This is a genomic window from Ottowia sp. VDI28 (assembly GCF_049532675.1).
GTDB lineage: Bacteria > Pseudomonadota > Gammaproteobacteria > Burkholderiales > Burkholderiaceae_C > Ottowia.
On sequence record NZ_CP149820.1, the window covers coordinates 1,860,029 to 1,878,048 of the forward strand.

The 18,020-nt window shown below is 63.6% G+C and carries 16 protein-coding genes and 1 pseudogene; 13 read left to right on the forward strand and 4 right to left on the reverse strand.

Translation table 11 applies throughout. The features are described from left to right. Positions 1–2 precede the first annotated feature (2 nt). From aceK to WJU18_RS08850, 3 genes and pseudogenes are all read left to right on the forward strand, one after another. A complete protein-coding gene (gene aceK / locus WJU18_RS08840) occupies positions 3–1,886 on the forward strand; it encodes a bifunctional isocitrate dehydrogenase kinase/phosphatase (RefSeq protein WP_423459720.1) in 1,884 nt (627 codons plus the stop codon). Between the two features lie 636 nt (positions 1,887–2,522). Next, positions 2,523–3,704, forward strand: a complete 1,182-nt coding sequence (locus WJU18_RS08845; RefSeq protein ID WP_423459721.1) for an acetyl-CoA C-acyltransferase — start codon at positions 2,523–2,525, stop codon at positions 3,702–3,704. Between the two features lie 29 nt (positions 3,705–3,733). Continuing rightward, positions 3,734–4,416 (forward strand): annotated as a pseudogene (locus WJU18_RS08850) (SDR family oxidoreductase). A 7-nt stretch (positions 4,417–4,423) separates the two neighbouring features. Here the strand turns inward: WJU18_RS08850 and WJU18_RS08855 are convergent. Next, positions 4,424–4,765 carry a hypothetical protein gene (locus WJU18_RS08855; protein WP_423459722.1) on the reverse strand — a complete coding sequence of 114 codons (342 nt, stop codon included), beginning with the start codon at positions 4,763–4,765 and terminating at the stop codon, positions 4,424–4,426. A 506-nt stretch (positions 4,766–5,271) separates the two neighbouring features. On the opposite strand from WJU18_RS08855, the gene WJU18_RS08860 reads away from it, so the two are divergent. From WJU18_RS08860 to WJU18_RS08890, 7 genes are all read left to right on the forward strand, one after another. Beyond that, positions 5,272–5,475, forward strand: a complete 204-nt coding sequence (locus tag WJU18_RS08860) for a hypothetical protein (RefSeq protein WP_423459723.1) — start codon at positions 5,272–5,274, stop codon at positions 5,473–5,475. Further along, the gene (locus WJU18_RS08865; RefSeq protein WP_423459724.1) at positions 5,472–6,551 is read left to right on the forward strand and encodes a sensor histidine kinase; all 1,080 of its coding nucleotides are present in this window, start codon (positions 5,472–5,474) and stop codon (positions 6,549–6,551) included. Before WJU18_RS08860 ends, WJU18_RS08865 begins: the two co-directional genes overlap by 4 nt. Then, positions 6,548–7,333, forward strand: a complete 786-nt coding sequence (locus WJU18_RS08870; protein ID WP_423459725.1) for a LytR/AlgR family response regulator transcription factor — start codon at positions 6,548–6,550, stop codon at positions 7,331–7,333. Before WJU18_RS08865 ends, WJU18_RS08870 begins: the two co-directional genes overlap by 4 nt. Before the next feature lie 73 nt (positions 7,334–7,406). Next, positions 7,407–8,543 carry an acyl-CoA dehydrogenase family protein gene (locus WJU18_RS08875; protein WP_423459726.1) on the forward strand — a complete coding sequence of 379 codons (1,137 nt, stop codon included), beginning with the start codon at positions 7,407–7,409 and terminating at the stop codon, positions 8,541–8,543. Beyond that, on the forward strand, positions 8,540–8,977 hold the full coding sequence (locus WJU18_RS08880) for a YchJ family protein (RefSeq protein WP_423459727.1): 438 nt from the start codon (positions 8,540–8,542) through the stop codon (positions 8,975–8,977). The genes WJU18_RS08875 and WJU18_RS08880 overlap by 4 nt, the downstream gene beginning before the upstream one ends. Before the next feature lie 45 nt (positions 8,978–9,022). Beyond that, positions 9,023–10,411: a Trk system potassium transporter TrkA gene (trkA, locus tag WJU18_RS08885; RefSeq protein WP_423459728.1), complete on the forward strand. Its 1,389-nt coding sequence runs from the start codon at positions 9,023–9,025 to the stop codon at positions 10,409–10,411. 21 nt (positions 10,412–10,432) lie between these two features. Further along, positions 10,433–11,893, forward strand: coding sequence for a TrkH family potassium uptake protein (locus WJU18_RS08890; protein WP_423459729.1), 1,461 nt, complete (start codon positions 10,433–10,435; stop codon positions 11,891–11,893). Here the strand turns inward: WJU18_RS08890 and WJU18_RS08895 are convergent. Both WJU18_RS08895 and WJU18_RS08900 read right to left on the reverse strand, forming a co-directional pair. Continuing rightward, positions 11,868–12,134 carry a hypothetical protein gene (locus tag WJU18_RS08895; protein WP_423459730.1) on the reverse strand — a complete coding sequence of 89 codons (267 nt, stop codon included), beginning with the start codon at positions 12,132–12,134 and terminating at the stop codon, positions 11,868–11,870. The two genes, WJU18_RS08890 and WJU18_RS08895, sit on opposite strands and share 26 nt — an antisense overlap. Next, a complete protein-coding gene (locus WJU18_RS08900) occupies positions 12,131–12,805 on the reverse strand; it encodes a LysR family transcriptional regulator (protein WP_423459731.1) in 675 nt (224 codons plus the stop codon). Before WJU18_RS08900 ends, WJU18_RS08895 begins: the two co-directional genes overlap by 4 nt. Positions 12,806–12,981: 176 nt before the next feature. Here WJU18_RS08900 and WJU18_RS08905 point away from each other — a divergent pair, with 176 nt between their 5' ends. Genes WJU18_RS08905 through WJU18_RS08915 form a run of 3 tightly spaced genes read left to right on the forward strand, consistent with a single transcriptional unit; the run spans position 12,982 to position 16,795 of the window. Then, entirely contained in the window at positions 12,982–14,580 is a 1,599-nt protein-coding gene (locus WJU18_RS08905) for an AMP-binding protein (RefSeq protein ID WP_423459732.1), read from the forward strand. A gap of 9 nt (positions 14,581–14,589) precedes the next feature. Beyond that, on the forward strand, positions 14,590–15,798 hold the full coding sequence (locus WJU18_RS08910) for an acyl-CoA dehydrogenase family protein (protein WP_423459733.1): 1,209 nt from the start codon (positions 14,590–14,592) through the stop codon (positions 15,796–15,798). Between the two features lie 25 nt (positions 15,799–15,823). Beyond that, positions 15,824–16,795 (forward strand): tripartite tricarboxylate transporter substrate binding protein, encoded by a 972-nt coding sequence (locus WJU18_RS08915; protein WP_423459734.1) that lies wholly within the window; start codon positions 15,824–15,826, stop codon positions 16,793–16,795. Here the strand turns inward: WJU18_RS08915 and WJU18_RS08920 are convergent. Further along, positions 16,782–17,288: a DUF421 domain-containing protein gene (locus tag WJU18_RS08920; protein ID WP_423459735.1), complete on the reverse strand. Its 507-nt coding sequence runs from the start codon at positions 17,286–17,288 to the stop codon at positions 16,782–16,784. The two genes, WJU18_RS08915 and WJU18_RS08920, sit on opposite strands and share 14 nt — an antisense overlap. Positions 17,289–18,020 lie beyond the last annotated feature (732 nt).

Sequence of the window (18,020 nt, forward strand, 5' to 3'; positions counted from 1 at the left end):
TCATGCAGGTGCGCGATTCCCATCTGGCCCGCGACATTGCGCGCGCGATGGTCGATGGTTTCAATCGCCACTACCGCCTGTTCCGCACAGAATCGGCACGCGCACGGCACCGCTTCGAAACCTGCGACTGGCATGGCCAGCAGCGGGCCCAGCGTGAGCGCATCGAGTTCTACGACCTGCGCGTGCGTGAATGCCAGCGCCGGCTGGAGCGGGAGTTCAAGGCCGGCGAGCAGCCCATGGAGACATGGCAGGACATCAAGCTGCATTACATCGGCCTGCTGGTTTCGCACAAGCAGCCCGAGCTGGCAGAGACCTTCTTCAACTCGGTCACCACCAAGATCCTGCACCGCAGCTATTTCCACAACAACTTCATCTTCGTGCGCCCAGCCATCAGCACGGAGTACATGGAGACCGACGACCCCAAGGCCAAGACCACCTACCAGGCCTTCTACCCTTCGGCTCACCGGCTGGAGGAAACGGTCCGTGCGATGCTGGAGTCATTCACGCTGCGCTGCGCGTTCGAAGACATCGAGCGCGATGCCCGCTACGTGGCCAACGCCATGCGGCGCGAACTGGGCGACGAGAAGCTGCGGACCAACTTCCAGGTGCAGGTGCTCTCCAGCCTGTTTTACCGCAACAAGGGCGCGTATCTGGTGGGCAAGCTCATCAACGGGTTCCGCGAAGTGCCGTTTGCCTTGCCCATCCTGCACCGGCAGCCAGGCACTGTATTCGTGGATGCGGCCTTGTTCGGCGAGGAAGACCTGCTGATTTTGTTTTCCTTCTCGCGTGCGTACTTCATGGTCGACATGGAAATCCCATCGGCCTACGTGCAGTTTCTGCGCAGCCTCATGCCGCGCAAGCCCCGCGCCGAGATCTACAACGCCCTGGGGCTGGCCAAGCAAGGCAAGAACCTGTTCTACCGCGACCTGCTCTGGCACCTGCGCCACAGCACCGACAAGTTCCGCATCGCGCCCGGCATCAAGGGCATGGTGATGCTGGTGTTCGATCTGCCGAGCTTTCCTTACGTCTTCAAGATCATCAAGGATTTCTACCCCTCGCCCAAGGACACCACCCGTGAGCAGGTCCGGGGGAAGTATCAACTGGTCAAGCACCATGACCGGGTGGGCCGCATGGCCGACACCATGGAGTTTTCGTTGCTGGCTTTTCCGCGCGACCGTTTCGACGAGGCGCTGATCGCCGAAATCGAGAAGCACGCCCCCAGCCAACTCGACATCGGTGATCGCGATGGCGACGGCCAGGCGGAGGTCATCATCTCGCACGCCTATATCGAGCGGCGCATGATCCCACTCAACCTGTATCTGCAGGAGGCCATCTACGCCGGCGCCGATGCCCAGCTTGAGCATGCCGTCATCGAGTACGGCAATGCCATCAAGGAACTGGTGGCGGCCAATATCTTCCCGGGAGACATGCTGTGGAAGAATTTTGGTGTCACGCGCCACGGCAAGGTGGTGTTCTACGACTATGACGAAATCGAGTACCTCACGGACTGCAATTTCCGGCGTGTCCCGCCAGCCCGCAGCGAGGAAGAGGAGATGAGCGGCGAGATCTGGTACAGCGTGGCCAAGGGCGATGTATTTCCTGAAACCTTCGGCCCTTTTCTGCTTGGACATCCGCGTGTGCGGGATGCGTTCATGAGGCACCACGCCGATCTGCTAGAGGCCGATTTCTGGCAGCGGAACAAGGAGCGCATCCAGCGCGGCGAGGTGATTGATTTTTTCCCCTACGGTGTGCACCGGCGCTTCGATGTGAACGGCGGCGCCTGGGGCGCCTCCGAGCTGGCCGACCCCGTGGCCGCGAGTACCGAGACACCGGCCGACCGGCCGGATACGTTAGGGCCTATGACGGCCGGGGAGCCGTCTGAATGAGCCGCGATTCACGCAGCTGTCGTTCCCGTGCGGGCACAGGGTGTTTGGCTCCCTCCCCCTCTGGGAGAGGGTTGGGGTGGGGGCTTTCACTGTCGGTTGATCTGAACGGCCTTCTGCTTCCTAATGACCTTCCGCTGCTGATCAATGGTCGGAGGCCGGGACTGCCCCCGGCGGTGCAGTCACCTTCTTTTGCGTCGCCAAAAGAAGGTAACCCAAGAAAAGGCGACCCCACTTGCCGTGTCCCTTCGCTACGCTACGGGCAACCTGCGGTGCTCAATCGAGGGGTGGTGCTGCAGAACTCGCTATGTTCACTTCGTTCACGTCGCTCAAACAGCTGCAGCAAGCTAGAGCACGAAGCAAGGGCATCTTGCAGTGCCCTTGCCCACCCCTCGCTCTGCGCTCCTCGGCACGCCCAGAGGGGACCCGCGGTTCGGGCCATCGCTGCGCTCGGCTCCCGAATCAAATGGGCCTCGCTTCGCGTGGCCTGTCTTTTTGTCCCCCTGGGACCGCCAAGCTCCAGCTTGGCATTCAGGGCATCCGCACGCGCGGCCCTTGAATTGGCGCTTCGCGTTTCAAGAGGCACCTCGTATGCGCCAAGTCCAGTAAAAATTTTTCATCATCATTCAAGGAGATCACATGTCCGACCCCATCGTCATCGTTTCCGCCGCCCGCACCCCCATGGGCAGTTTCCAGGGTGATTTCGCCAACCTGGCCGCGCACGATCTGGGCGGCGTGGCCATCAAGGCTGCCATCGAACGCGCCGGCATCAAGCCCGAACTCGTCACCGAAGTGCTGTTCGGCAACTGTCTGCTGGCAGGGCAGGGCCAGGCCCCTGCGCGCCAGGCCGCGTTCAAGGGCGGCTTGCCCAAGAGCGCGGGCGCGGTCACGCTCAGCAAGATGTGCGGCTCGGGCATGCGCGCGGCCATGTTCGCGCACGACATGCTCGTGGCTGGCTCGCACGATGTGCTGGTGGCCGGTGGCATGGAGAGCATGACCGGCGCGCCCTATCTGCTGCAGAAGGGCCGCGGCGGCTACCGCATGGGCCATGACCGCATCTTCGACCACATGATGCTCGACGGCCTGGAAGACGCTTACGAGCCTGGCCGCAGCATGGGCACCTTCGGCGAGGACTGCGCCGCCAAGTACCAGTTCACCCGCGAGCAACAGGATGCGTTCGCCATTGCCAGCGTGCAGCGCGCGCAGGCAGCCATTCAGTCAGGAGCATTCAAGGAGGAGATCGCACCCGTGACTCTCAAGGACCGCAAGGGCGAGCGCGTGGTGGAGATCGACGAAGGTCCGGGCCGCATCAACGTCGAGAAGATCGGCGGCCTCAAGCCCGCTTTCAAGAAAGATGGCACCGTGACCGCCGCCAGCAGCTCCAGCATCAACGATGGCGCGGCCGCGATGGTGATGATGCGCGAGTCCACGGCCAAGGCGCTGGGCTGCCGGCCGCTGGCGCGCATCGTGAGCCACGCCACGCATGCCCAGGAGCCGGAATGGTTCTCCACTGCCCCCATCGGCGCCACCGAGAAGGCGCTGAAGAAGGCCGGCTGGCAGGTGGCCGATGTCGACCTGTGGGAGATCAACGAAGCCTTCGCCGTGGTGCCCATGGCGCTCATGCATGACCTGAAGGTGCCGCATGAGAAGGTCAACGTCAATGGCGGCGCCTGTGCACTGGGGCACCCCATCGGGGCGAGCGGTGCGCGCATCATGGTCACGCTGATGCATGCGCTGAAGGCGCGCGGCTTGAAGAAAGGCCTGGCCACGCTGTGCATCGGCGGCGGCGAGGCCACGGCCTTGGCGCTGGAGATGCTCTAATAGTCAAGCCAAGCCCAGGAGATATTCCCATGTCCACCATTTTGATCATCGGCGCCTCGCGCGGCATCGGCCATGAAATGGCGCGCCAGTATGCCGCCGAAGGCGCACGCGTCATCGCCACGGCGCGCGATGACGACAGCCTGGCCGGCCTGAAGGCGCTGGGTTGCGAACCGCTCAAGCTCGACGTGACCGATCCCGCCAGTGTCAGCGGACTGGCCTGGCGGCTGGATGGCGAGAAGATCGATACCGCCTGGTATGTCGCCGGCGTGATATGCAACCGCGCCAACGCGACCACACCCCCACCCAGCAGGAGTTCGACCGCGTCATGCATGCCAACGTGCTGGGCGCCATGCAGGTGATCCCGCAGGTGGCTCCGCTGGTCGTGGCCAGCAAGGCACCCGGGGGCGGGCGCTTTGGCTTCATCAGCAGCGAAATGGGGCATATCGGCAGCATCACTACCTCAGGTGCCTGGCTGTACCGCGTGAGCAAGGCCGCGCTCAACATGGCCGTGGCGTCCGCGCGGAACAGCTATCCGGAGGCGGCTTTCATCGCCTTCCATCCCGGCTGGGTGAAGACCTCGATGGGCGGGGAGGCTGCGCCCGTCACCGTGCCGGACAGCGCTGCGGGGCTGCGTGCGACGATGGCCGGCGCTACGCTCGCCGACAGCGGCTCGTTCATGCGCTATGACGGTACGCGTATCGAAGGTTGGTAGAGCAGCGCTACTTTGGCGTGTAGGTGATCTTCGTGGCAACGAACTGCACAATGCCCGCCTGCTGGCTGTCCTGCACGGCCAGCTTCAGTTCCTGGCCCCGATAAGGCCCTTCCGCCGCCACCCATTGCTCGCTGGTTTGGTCGATCGAGGCCCCGCCTGGGTAGACGACATGGCTGGTGCCGGCGAACTTGCACGCATTGATGATGCCCATGGGCGTGCTGAGCGCCTCGCGGCCTATGTAGGTGATGGTGGACGTCACCGTTTCCTCGTTGCGGATCTCATCGTTCGCACCCTGGATCGTTTCCACCACGGTGGTTGATTCGGTCTTCTCGCCTGGCTGCATATCCACGGGCCGTTCGATGGGGGGTGGTTGATCTTGCGGCCGTACATGGGGTCTGCGTTTTCATCGCCGTTGCGGGAGCCATAGCGGATCTCCTTCCCGTTCACGAGATCCACGTACTGTCTCTCGGAGCCCCCGGTGCCCGTGGCGTAGATATAGGTCTCGCGGACGAATCGGACAGGATTCGCGCCCGCAAATGATTCTCGCGGGCCCGTCGTTGTGGTCACGCGGGCCTTGAAAACTTCGCTATTGGGCGCCAAGGTGTCTTGCTCCACCTCGGATACCGTGCCCTCCCGAAAATCCGCCTCATTGAAGCAGGCGGAGGAACTCGTACCGGACCCGGGGTTGGGGCCGCCTGGATTGCCTCCAGTGTCACCATCGTCATCGCCGCCGCTGCCGCCGCACGCCACCAGGGACGAAATCGCCAGGGCCGTCAGGAAGAATTTCGCCGAGGCCGGTGCCAGCCTCTTGAATCGCCGGGGGAAACGGTGCGCTCGAGAAAGGGAAACTGCAGGATGCATGAGAAATCTCCAGAGAAAATGCCGGAAAAGCATAAAAAGCATTTCCGGGTGCGCGGCGCATCAAGATTCCAACGGCCGCCTCATGCCGATGAAGCGCAGGTGATTTCGACGAACGACCTGAAAATGCCGACGAGCGTCACGCGGCTTTTCTACCATTGGCGCCAGGCAGGGGCCGCGGCCCATGAAGGACACGCATGAACGAGAGCGAAGACAAGACCGGCAGCTTCGGCAAGCCACTACGGCGGGCCACGCTGCGCCTCGGCTTGCTTTACTGGGCCTGCATGTTTGTGGCAGACAGCATCCTGGGTTACTTCATCCAGATCGACCCGGTTGAGTCAGCGCCGCTCAAGTTCGTGCTGTTCGGCGCCAGCGCGCTGATGACCTATGCCATGTCTTTGCTGCTGTTTCGCTTGCGCGGCCTGTCGTTCACGAGAAAGGCCTTGCTCTGCTTCGGCATGACGGCGGTCGCTGCGCCTATCTTCGCGGGGATCGATTTCCTCAACTACATGATCTGCGAGTATCCCAAGCCGGTGGCGCTCGATCCGCTCTATACCGGTTACATGTTGATCGAGGGCGCCTCGATGCTGTTCGGCTGGAGTTGCCTGTTCATGGCGCTGCTCTACAACTTCGAGGTGCGCGACCACGAACGGCGCCTGGCCGCCGTGCGGGAGGAGGCGCTGACTGCGCAGATGCGGGCTCTGCGTTACCAGGTGAATCCGCATTTTCTTTTCAATACGCTGAACTCCATTGCCGGCTTGATCGAAGAAGGCGATGCCGTGCGAGCTGAGCGCATGGTGACCTCGCTGTCCACGTTTTTGCGCACGTCCCTGGCGTTGGATCCCCTGCACGATGTGGCCTTGGCTGAGGAGCTGCGCCTGCAACAGGACTATCTGGCCATCGAGCGGGAGCGCTTCTCCGACCGGATGGATTTCATCGTCGACGCACCCAGGGATTTGCAGAAGGCGCTGGTGCCGAGCTTGCTGCTGCAGCCGTTGATCGAGAACGCCATCAAGCATGGTGTCGGGCAGTCGCCAGGGCATACGCAGATCCGTATCTGGGCGCGCCGGCGCGACAGCCATCTGTGCCTGGCCGTTGAAAACAATCTCCATCTCGATGCCTTGCCCCCTGCTTCGATGGCGGGCTTGGGCATCGGCCTGCGCAATGTGGCGGAGCGCATCCGGCTGCGTTTTGGGGAATCCGGTGCCTTTCGTGTCGACGCGGATGGCGGCAGGCGCTTCCGGGTGGAAATCGAGCTGCCCTGGAGAACGGCATGACGCGACCCGGTGTGCTGGTGGTCGACGACGAGCCGCTGGCCCGGCGCCGCGTGGTCCGGTTGCTACGGCAGCTGCCGTGGGTCGGAGAGATCGCCGAAGCGGCCAATGTGCAGCACGCGCTGGACCAATTGACCCGATTCGAGGCGAGGATCCTGCTGCTCGACATCCAGATGCCCGGTGGCGGCGGGTTCGACCTGCTGGCCAGGATCTCCGGCAGATCCGAGATGCCCGCGGTGGTGTTCATCACGGCCTTCGATGACCAGGCATGCCGGGCATTTGATTCCAATGCGACCGACTACATCACCAAGCCGATCGAACCGGGGCGGTTCCAGCTGGCCATGGCGCGGGCCCGGCAAGCCGCGGAGCAACGCGGCAGCGCGGAGCGGATCGCGGAGCTGGAAGAGGTGATCGCCAACCTGCGGCGTACACCGCTGCAGCCGGCGCCTGTGCAGACAGAAATCTGGGTGAAGACAAAAGACCACTACGTCCGCATCGCCGCCGGCAGCATCACACGGATCCAGGCCGAGCGAGACTACGCTCGCATCCACGCCGACGGAAGGGAGTACCTGCACAATGTCAGCTTGTCCGAGTTGGAGCGCCAGTTGCCTGCCGAGAATTTCATCCGCGTCCATCGCAGCACGCTCGTGCGCCAGGATGCAGTGGTTCGCCTGGGAACGGGCTCATTCTCATCCATGACCGTGGTGCTCTCCGACGGTACGGTGGCCCGGGTTGGCCGCACCTATGCTGCGGACGTCAAAGCGCGTTTGCTGTCGAAGAAGTAGCTGCTGGTAAGCAGCCTCTGATGCCAATCAGGCTTGTCGGATAATTCCCGTTGATAAAGAACGAGAGACGACGATGCTGCTGACCGAAGACCAGGAAATGATCCGAGATGCCGTGCGCGCTTTCGCGCAGGAGCAGCTCTTGCCCCACGCTGCCCGTTGGGACAAGGAACACTACTTCCCCGCCGATGCCCACAAGGGATTGGCCGAGCTTGGCGCCTATGGCATCTGTGTGCCGGAGGAGTACGGAGGTGCGGGGCTGAACTATATTTCGCTCGCCCTGGTGCTGGAGGAAATCGCGGCCGGTGATGGCGGCACCAGCACGTCGATCAGCGTGACCAATTGCCCCTACAACGCCATCTTGATGCGGTACGGCACCGAGGCGCAGAAGCGTAAATGGCTGGCGCCGGCGGCGCGCGGCGAGATGCTGGGCGCTTTCGCGCTCACTGAGCCCCATGTGGGCAGCGATGCTTCCAGCCTGCGGACCACCGCGGTGAAGGAAGGCGGCGAATACGTCCTGAACGGAGCCAAGCAGTTCATCACCAGCGGCAAGAACGGCCATGCGGCCGTCGTGATCGCCGTGACGGACAAGGCCGCGGGCAAGCGTGGCATGAGCGCCTTTATCGTGCCCACCCACAACCTGGGCAATGCCGGTTGGGTGGTCGCGCGCCTGGAGGACAAGCTGGGCCAGCACTCCAGCGACACCGCGCAGATCAACCTGGAGAATTGCCGCGTGCCGGCCGAGAACCTCATTGGTGAGGAGGGCGAGGGCTACAAGATCGCCCTCAGCGCCCTGGAGGGCGGGCGCATCGGTATCGCGGCGCAAAGCGTGGGCATGGCGCGTGCCGCCCTGGAGGTGGCCATTCAATACGCCAAGGAGCGCGAGGCGTTCGGTACGGCCATTTTCAATCACCAGGCTGTGAGCTTCCGGCTCGCGGATTGCGCTACCCGGCTGGAAGCGGCCCGGCAGCTTATCTGGCACGCGGCGGCTTTGCGTGATGCCGGCAAGCCTTGCCTGAAGGAAGCCGCCATGGCCAAGCTGTTCGCCAGCGAGGTGGCCGAGCAGGTGTGCACAGCCGCGATCCAGACCTTGGGCGGCTATGGCTACGTGAGCGACTTCCCGGTGGAGCGAATCTACCGCGACGTGCGCGTGTGCCAGATCTACGAAGGCACCAGCGACGTGCAGAAGATCCTGATCTCGCGCGCCTTGTGACGTCGGCCGGAAATCCTCGCGCGGCCAAAGGGGGCGAGCCGTGTCCCTGCGGCGGCCGCCCTGCCGGCACAGGCTTTGGCGCATGCTGCGGACGCTGGATTGGGCATTTCGAGACCGCCGCCGCGCCGGATGCCGAAGCCCTCATGCGCTCACGCTACTCCGCCTTCGTGCGGGGCGATGAGCCTTATCTGCTGGCCACCTGGCACCCTTCGACCCGCCCCGGGGGGCTGGATCTGGAGGCCGGTGTCAAATGGCTGGGTCTCGAAGTGCGTTCGCACCGCACGACTGATGAAACGCATGCAGAGGTGGAGTTCGTGGCGCGCTCCCGCCTGCATGGCCGTGCCACCCGCCTGCACGAGCGCAGCCGTTTCGTGCGCGAGAATGACGGCCATGGCATGCTACGGTGGTTTTATGTGGATGGCTCGATTTCCTGAGGTTTTTCCCTCACCAGCGAACCCTCGGATGACGAGGCGGAGTTCATGAGAATCATCATTCTTGGCGCGGGCCGCGTGGGCGAAAGCGTGGCGGAAACCCTGGTGTCGGAGGCGAACGACATCACGGTGGTCGATATGGAGCCCGAGCGGCTGCGCGATCTGGAAGACCGGCTGGAGCTGCGCGGCGTCGCCGGTAATGGCATCCAGCCTTCGGTGCTGCGTGGCGCCGGAGCGGACGATTGCGATCTGTTCATCGCCTGTTCGGGGCGCGACGAGACCAATCTGGTGGCCTGCAAGATCGCGCACGATGTCTTCGGCATTCCCACCACCATCGCACGCCTGCGTTCACCCGAGTTCCCGCAGGGCGACAAGCTGCTCGACAAGAATGGTTTCTCGGTAGATAAGGTGATTTGCCCCGAAGCTTCGGTCACCAGGTACGTGCAATTGCTGATCGAGTACCCCGGAGCATTGCAGGTGGTGCAATTCTCGCAAGGGAAGGCCCATCTGGTGGTGGTGCGTGTGGCGCACGGCAGCCGGCTCGCCAATCACTCCATTGCCGAATTCCGCGCCGAGAACCCTGATGTCCCGCTGCGCATCGTCGCCATATACAGGCGCGATCAAGAGCTTCCCGTGGAGGGCGACACCCAGGTCCGGCCTGGCGACGAAATTTATGTGCTGGTGGCGCACGAGCAGGTCCGGCAGGCGCTGCACTCCATCGGCAATCCGGACCGCGTGGTGCGCCGCGTGATGATTGTCGGCGGAGGCAAGGTGGGCCTGCGGCTCGCGCGCAAGCTCATTGGCGTGTGCGAGGTGAAGATCATCGAGTCCAACCGCAAGCGGGCCGAATACCTGGCTGGCGAATTGCCGTCCGATATGCTGGTGCTGGAGGGCAATGGCGCTGACGAGGATCTGCTGGAGGACGAAGGCGTGGGCGAAATGGATCTCTTCATTTCGCTCACCAACGACGACGAAGACAACATCATGTCCGCCATGCTGGCCAAGCGCATGGGCGCCCGGCGTGTGATGGCGCTCATCAACCGCCGCGCCTACGCCGAGATGATGCAAGGCAGCGCGATCGACATCGCCATCTCACCCTCGCACGCCGTCATTGGCGAGTTGCTGATGCACGTGCGCCGCGGCGCGGTGGCGGCGGTGCACAGCCTGCGCAGCGGCACGGCCGAGGCGCTGGAGGGGATCGCGCACGGCGATGCGAAGACCTCCCGCCTGGTAGGCCGCCGGATCGAGGACATCAAGCTGCCCGCGGGCGTGCGTATCGGGGCCATTGTGCGCGGCGAAGAGGGCGATGCGCGCGTGCTGATCCCCAGCGGCGAGACCGTGATCGAAACCGATGACCACGTCATCATTTTCCTGCCGCACAAGCGCATGGTGCGCGAGGTCGAGAAGCTTTTCCAGGTACGAGCCACTTTCTTCTGAGCTTGTGCCTCTCTATAAAAAATGAAGCGCTTTTCCGGTACCTTCCTCGTGCTCTCATGGGTGATCATGGGCTTTTCGTTCGCCTTTCTGGTGCCCATGGCCTGGGATTGGTTCTGGGAGGGCGGGCGCAACTGGAGGATATGGGCCTGGTGTTTCATGTTCACGCTGGCCACCGGCGCTTGGCTATGGGTGCGCCATCGGGAATCCGCGGGCGAACTGACCGTGCGGGATGGTTTTCTGCTGGTCACCCTGGTGTGGGTGGTCCTGCCCATTTACGCCGCGCTGCCGCTGATGTTCGTGGTGCAAGGCATCAGCTGGACCGATGCCTATTTCGAAGCCATGAGCGGCCTGACGGCTACCGGCGCCACCACGCTGGCGGGCCTGGATCTGCTGGCCACTTCCGTCAACATCTGGCGGTGCTTCCTGCAATTGGTGGGCGGGTTGGGCATCATGCTGCTGGCGGTGGCCATTCTTCCATTTCTCGGGCTGGGCGGCATGCAGCTGTACAAGGCCGAGATGCCCGGCCCCATGAAGGAGCAGCGCCTGACGCCGCGCGTGGCCGAAACGGCGCGTGGCTTGTGGGGGGTGTACTTCGTGCTGTCGGCGGCCTGCATGCTGGCCTACCGCGCGGGCGGAATGGATTGGCCCGATGCTTTCATGCACATGTGCACCACGGTCGGCCTGGGGGGGCTCTCGTCGCATGACAAGAGCTTCGGTTACTGGAATTCGGCGCAACTGGAGTGGACGGCGATCCTCTTCATGGTCCTCTCGGGTATCAGCTTCGCGCGCTATTTCATGCTGTGGCAGCAGCGCTCGCTGACGCCCGTGGCGCGCGATGCCGAGGTGCGGGCTTATTTCACGGTCATGCTTTTGGCCACGGCCGTGATCACTGTCATGCTGCTGATCGGCTCGGTCTATCCAGATGCCGGCACCGCGCTTCGGCAGGCGGCCTTCCAGGTGGTTTCCGTATCCACCACCACCGGCTACGCCACCACGGACTACCTGCTCTGGCCCACCTTCGTGCCAGTGCTTCTGCTGTTCCTGGGCTGCTTCGTTTCCTGTGCGGGGTCGACTGGCGGCGGCATCAAGATGGTGCGCATGCTGGTGCTGGTGCGGGTCGCACAGCGCGAGTTGCTGCGCATTGTCCATCCGCGCGTCGTACACCCGGTGGCGCTCGGCCGCACGGTGGTGCCGCAGAACGTGATCAGCACGGTCATGGCCTTCATGCTCATCTATGGCGGCGTGATGGTGGGGCTGACCATGCTCATGCTGGCATCAGGCCTTGATGTGGTCACGGCCTTCACCGCGGTGATCGGCTGCCTCAACAACATCGGCCCCGGCATGGGCAAAGTGGGGCCGGCTGGCAACTTCGGTTCGCTGAACGCGTTCCAGATCTGGATCTGCAGCCTGGCCATGCTGCTGGGGCGTCTGGAGCTGCTTTCCGTGTTGGTGTTGTTTACCCCCCAGTTCTGGAGGCGATAGTCTTTCTGGAAGCGCTTTGCGCCTTTCCTTTTTGCAGGATTTCGATGAGCCTCACCGCCAGCGGAGGGAGCGGATGGTGCTTGCGGGTCACGACACCGATGGCCCGTGAAAGGCGGGCTTCGGCGAAGGGCAACGGCGCCAACCCCTGGCCGTTCGGCCCTGCGAGGCTGGCCTCGCTCATCAGCGCCACCAGGTCGCTCTGCGCGATCAGCCGGCTTAGCGGAGCAGTGGTGTTGCTCACCTCGATGGCAACGTGCGGGGAGGAAGGCCCGCTTCCGCCAATCTGGCTTCGACCCCGCGGCGGCTGGCGACGGCCGCACCCGGCAATATCCATTGCGCATCCACGAGGTCTGACAACCGCAGGTGACGCCGCGACAGCAGCGGATGGCCTTCGCGCACCACCATGCACAGGTCATCGCTCATCAGCGGCAGCGCTTGCAGATCGTCGGGCAAGACCTTCGGGATGGCATTGATGCTCAGATCCAGGTCGCCCAGGCGCAGCGCGGCCAGCAGTGCATCATTCAGGTTGATCATCAATCGTACCCGGGCCGCGGGGCGCTGCTGGTGCAACTGCAGGACGGCCGGCACGAAAAGCCGCTCTGCATACAGCGGGGAGACACCTGCGCGTAACGTGCCCATGGCTCCCAGATGGAGATCTGCCGCTTCCTTGATGGCGTCTGCCAGGCTGGCGCGCAAGGTTTTCGTGCGTTGGCGGAATTGCTCGGCGACGGGCGTCAGCGTCATGCCGCGCGAGCCCCGTTCGAACAGAGGAAAGCCCAGCTCTTTTTCCAGCCGCTGCAAGCCCTTGGTCAACGCGGGTTGAGACAAACCCAGCGCGGCGGCGGCTCTGCGCACTTGCCCATGCTCCGCTACCGCGAGGAAGTAGTCAACGTCGTCGAGCCGCAGCGCCAAAAGTGCCTCCTGAAAATTCCCGTTCGATAAAAGTGGACCATCTCCGATAACCATGTGTTATCGGAAAACGAGCTTGGATTATCCACAGGCGCGCCCGTGATTCCTAGACTTGCCTTCAACACTTCAGGAGACAAGCTCATGACCGACTTCGCAGTCCCGCTACCGAGGAGTTTTCCATGAATCTCGGCATGTACCTCGCGCGAGGTGCCCGCCAGTGGGGTGAACGCCCCGCCGTGATCTTCCGCGACCGGACGCTCAGCTACCGTGATCTGGAGTTGCGCTCCAACCGCCTCGCGCACGCACTGCTCAAGCTGGGTTTGAAGCGCGGCGACCGAGTGGCCGTAGTGTCTCCCAATCGCCCGGAAATCGTGGAGCTGGAGTGCGCGCTCTACAAAGCGGGCCTCGTCAAGGTCGCGCTCAATTCCCGGCTGGCGCCTCAGGAGCTGGCTGATGCGCTTGGCAACGCCGAGCCTGTGGCCTGCCTGGCGGGCCCGGAGCACCGGCGCATGGTCGACGAGGCCGTGATCAGCGTACCTTCCGTGGCCCACCGCATCGCGCTCGATCCCGCCGAGGCAGGTGCCACAGGTGCCACAGGTGCCACAGGCACCACGGGCGGCTGGCTCGCGTATGAAGCGCTGTTGGCCGGATCCCCGGAGACCCACATGCGCGAGGAGATGAGGCCCGAGGAGCTGGCCGTGCTGCACTACACCTCCGGCTCCACCGGCAAGCTCAAGGCCGCGATGCAGACCGTTGGTAACCGCTTTGCATCGCTTCGCAAGAACACCATGGGCCGCATGCATGCCGGCGAAGGTGATGTGCTGATGCTGTCGGGGCCCATCACACATGCCAGCGGCATGTTTATTCAACCCATGCTTTTTCAGGGCGCGACGATTCTGCTGATGGAGGGTTTCCGCCCGGCCGAATACCTGGAAGCGATCGAGAAGCACCGCGTCACCATGGTCTTCCTGGTGCCGGCCATGATTCATGCGCTGCTGGCCGAGCCGAGCGTGCGCACGCGGGATCTGTCGAGCCTGCGCCTGATGAGCTACGGCGCCGCACCGATGTCGCCTGCGCGCATACGCGAAGCCTGGTCCGCGTTCGGTCCGGTGCTGGCGCAAGGCTATGGCGCGGGCGAGACCACCGGCGGGGTCGTCGGGCTCAGCATCGCCGATCACGCGGCCGCCATCGAGGGCGGCAGGGAAGGGCTGTTGTCTGCCTGCGGCCGGCCTATCAGCGAGTCCGATGTGCAGGTGCTCGATGAGGCCGGTATTCCCGTCAGCGGGGAGGCCATCGGGGAAATCTGCGTGCGCGGTCCTGATGTGTTTGCGGGCTATTGGCGCGAGCCCGAGCAGACGGCACAAGCGCTCGATGCCAACGGGTGGCTGCGCACCGGTGATCTGGCGCGTGTGGACAGCGAAGGCTACATCTATATCGTCGACCGCAAGAAGGAAATGCTGGTCTCGGGCGGCTTCAATATCTATCCGAGTGAAATCGAATCGGTGCTGGCCCAGCACCCGGCGATTTACGAGGTTTGCGTGGTTGGTGTCCCTGACGACCATTGGGGCGAAGCCGTCAAGGCGGTTGTCGTGCTGCGGGACGGCACGCAAGCGGACGATGGCGACATCATGGCTTTCTGCCGAGGCCGGTTGGCCGACTTCAAACGTCCGCGCTCCGTCGATTTCGTGTCGCAATTGCCGAAGAACGGGAACGGAAAACTCTCCCGCAAGGACGTGCGCGAGCCCTATTGGCGCGGCCGCGAGCGGCGGGTCAACTGAGGAGGTGCCATGAGTTCTGAACACAACACACCACGTTCGCCGTGCACGCCTTTCGAGGGCTCCGACGCCGCGCGCGATTTCATCGCACGGCTCGATACCTTCTTCCGCGAGGAGTTGCATCCGCTCGCCGCCCAGCATGAGATCACCTCCGAGAAGGGCGCGTCGCGCGCCGTGCTGCAACAGGTCTGGAAGCGCTCGCGCGATCTGGGGTTCTACGGCATGACGCTGCCTGAAGCGCTGGGCGGCGCGGGGTTCAACGTCGTGGACCATGCGCTCATCAAGGAGTTCATCTATGCCAGCGGTTCACCTTTCGCGCCCCATGTGCTGGGCGAGCTGACAGGGCCGCCCCGCGTGGGCGCGCTGATCAGGCAGGCTACACCGGACCAGATGGAGCGCTTCATCCTGCCCGTCGCGCGCGCTGAGAAAGCCATCTGTTTTGCCATCACAGAACCCGAGGCCGGGTCCGACGCTGGCGCGGTGCAGACGAAGGCCCGGCGGGACGGAGACAGCTTCGTCCTCAACGGAACCAAGCGCTTCATTTCCGGGTCGCCCTTCTGCGATGTGGCGGTGATCATCTGCTCGACCAGCGACGATCCCGCGGTGCGCGAGACCACCGCCTTCTTCGTCGAGCGCGATCGGGAAGGGTTCCGCATCGAGGAGGGTTACAAGACCATGGCGGGCCAGTCCCACACCGGCAACATCGTGCTGACCGATTGCCGCATACCGGCGGGCAACCAGATCGGCGAGCGTGGCCGGGGGTTGGCCTTGGCCTTGGGGCGCATCACGGTCAACCGCTTGCTGCACTGTCCGGCCATGCTCGGCCTGGCCCGGTTGGCGCTGGATGACTCGCTTGCGTACGCTGCGAGAAGACGCCAGTTCGGGCAACCCATTGGCGCTTTCCAGGCGGTGCAGCACCTGCTGGCGGACATGGCGACCGAACTCGCCGCCGCGCGGGCGTTGATGCTGAGCGTGGCGCGCAGTCTCGATGCGGGCAGCGATGCCCGGGCCGAAGCCTCGATGGCGAAGCTGTTCTGTTCTGAGACCGCGTTTCGCGTGGCCGACCGGGCGGTGCAGATCCATGGTGGCGAAGGCATCGTGCAAGGCAGCCGGGTCGAGTTCCTTTTCCGCTTGCTGCGCATGTACCGCGTGCTGACGGGCACCAGCGAAATCCAGCGCAACACCATCGCCCGCGAATTGCTGGGCGCTTCCGTGCACTGACATCCATCGACAACAGGAGACGAACATGCAGACCATGACCCGACGCCATGTGATCCTGGCCGCGGCCGGCCTCGCGCTCAGCGGTGCGGCGGCCGCGCAGGAATACCCTGCGCGGCCCATCAAATGGATTGTTCCCTTCCTGGCCGGCACGGCGCCCGACACCACGGTGCGCATTGCTGCCGAGGCCATGTCGGAGATCCTGAAACAGCCGGTGGTGATCGAGAACAAGGCCGGCGCCGCCGGCAATCTAGGCGCGCAGATCGCGGCCCGCGCACCGGCCGACGGCTACACCTGGGTTTACTCTGCCACGCCCATGGCCACCAACATGCGCATGTACCGCAAGCCAGGGTATGACGTTATGAAGGACTTCATCCACGTGGGCGGGATCACGCGCTCGGATACCGTGGTGGTCGTTCCGGCGGATGCCGGCATCGAGAGCATGAAGGACCTGATCGAGCATATGCGGCGTGAGCCTGGCAAATTTTCCTACGCATCGGGCGGCGTGGGTTCGCCAGCGCACATGGGCAGCGAGTTGATACTCAAGGCGACCGGTACGCAGGCGCTTCATGTCCCCTATAAGGGCGCATCGGAATCCGTGAATGCCGTGATGGGCAAGCAGGTGAACTTCGCGCTCACGATCAGTTCGGTATCGCTGCCGCACATCGTGGGAGGCAAGCTCAAGGCGCTGGCGGTCACGGCGCCGACCCGCAATCCGCGCCTGCCTGATGTGCCTACGTTGGCGGAAGCCGGCGTGCCTGATATCTCGCTCGTGTCCTACGGCGGCCTTTCCGTCCCGGCAAAGACACCGGAACCCGTCGTGGAGCGCATCTCCGAAGCGCTGCAGCAGGCATTGGCCAATCCCCAGGTCCGGGCGAAGCTGGAAGCCAATGGCGGGGCCGTCGTGGCGAGCAAGCGCAGGGACTATTCGCACAGCCTGGAAACCGAGATCGCACTGACGGAGCAACTGATGAAAGCCACAGGAGTCAGCGCGCAGTAGGCTCCAGCGGTCCCGGCTCGGACGAATCGCGGTTTCGAAGCACCACAGTGATCTGGCCGCTGGTTTCGATGGTGGCCTGCTGGACTTCGTACGTATGCAGGCAGCCGGCGGCGCGCAGCGCCGCTTGCACGTCATCTGGCGTGAGCCGCTCGGCTTGCATCGTTTGCGGGTTCAATTGGCCGGCGTGGATGAGGACTTGCGGCTTGCCATCCACCCAGCGCGCTATCCGCGGGTAGCGCCAGCTGATCTGCGCCATCAGCGTATGGCAGCCGATGAGTGTCAGTGCGGAGATCAGGCCGCCGACCAGCGAGTTGTCGCCCGCGTTCATCGAATTCTGAACCGCGTTGGAGAGGATCAGCAGCAGGATCAGGTCGAACGGGTCATATTGCCCTATCTGGCGCCGCCCCGTGAGGCGCAGAAAGAACAGCAGGAACGCGTACACCGCGATCCCGCGAACGACGAATTCCCACCAGGGTACGCTCATCTCGAACATCTGGACGCCTTTCGTACTGAGTTGAATTGCTCTCGGAATTATTGAGTCGGCATTCTTGAACTTGAAATACCCGTTTGGGTTGAGCGAGTATTCACCGCCCCGAGGGCGGCGAAAGGCGAGTTGATCGAACAAGAGGCTGCGCTGTCTTAGCTCCTTCCCCCGCTGGGGGAAGGCTGGGAAGGGGGCTTTCACGGCTGGTTGATCTTGAACGGCTTTCTGCTTCCTAATGACCTTCTGCTGCCTGATTTGAGGTCGGAGGCCGGGATTGCCCCCGGCGGTGCACCTACTCTTCTTTGCGTCGCCAAAGAAGAGTAGGCAGAAGAAAGGCGACCCCACTTGCCGCGTCCCTACGCTTCGCTTCTGGCAACCTGCGGTGCTCGATCGTGGAGTGGTGCCGTCGAACTCGCTATGTTCACTTCGTTCACGCCGCTCGAACAACGCCGGCAAGTCAGAGCACGAAGCAAGGGCATCTTGCAGTGCCCTTGCCCACCCCACGCTCTGCGCTCCTCGGCGCAGCCAGAGGGGGTGGATACCTGGCTCGGGCCATGGCTTCGCTCGGCCTGCGAATTGCTGGATTCCTGCTTGCGCAGGAATGGCAAGTGGATCAAACAGCATGACGCTGTTTGGTCGTTCTGCTGAAGAGCGGAGTACGTTGCTAAGTGATTGAAATCAAAGAATGAAAAAAGCTGTTCGTTGAGAGCTTGTCGAAGTGGCCTCGCGCGTCACCACTTC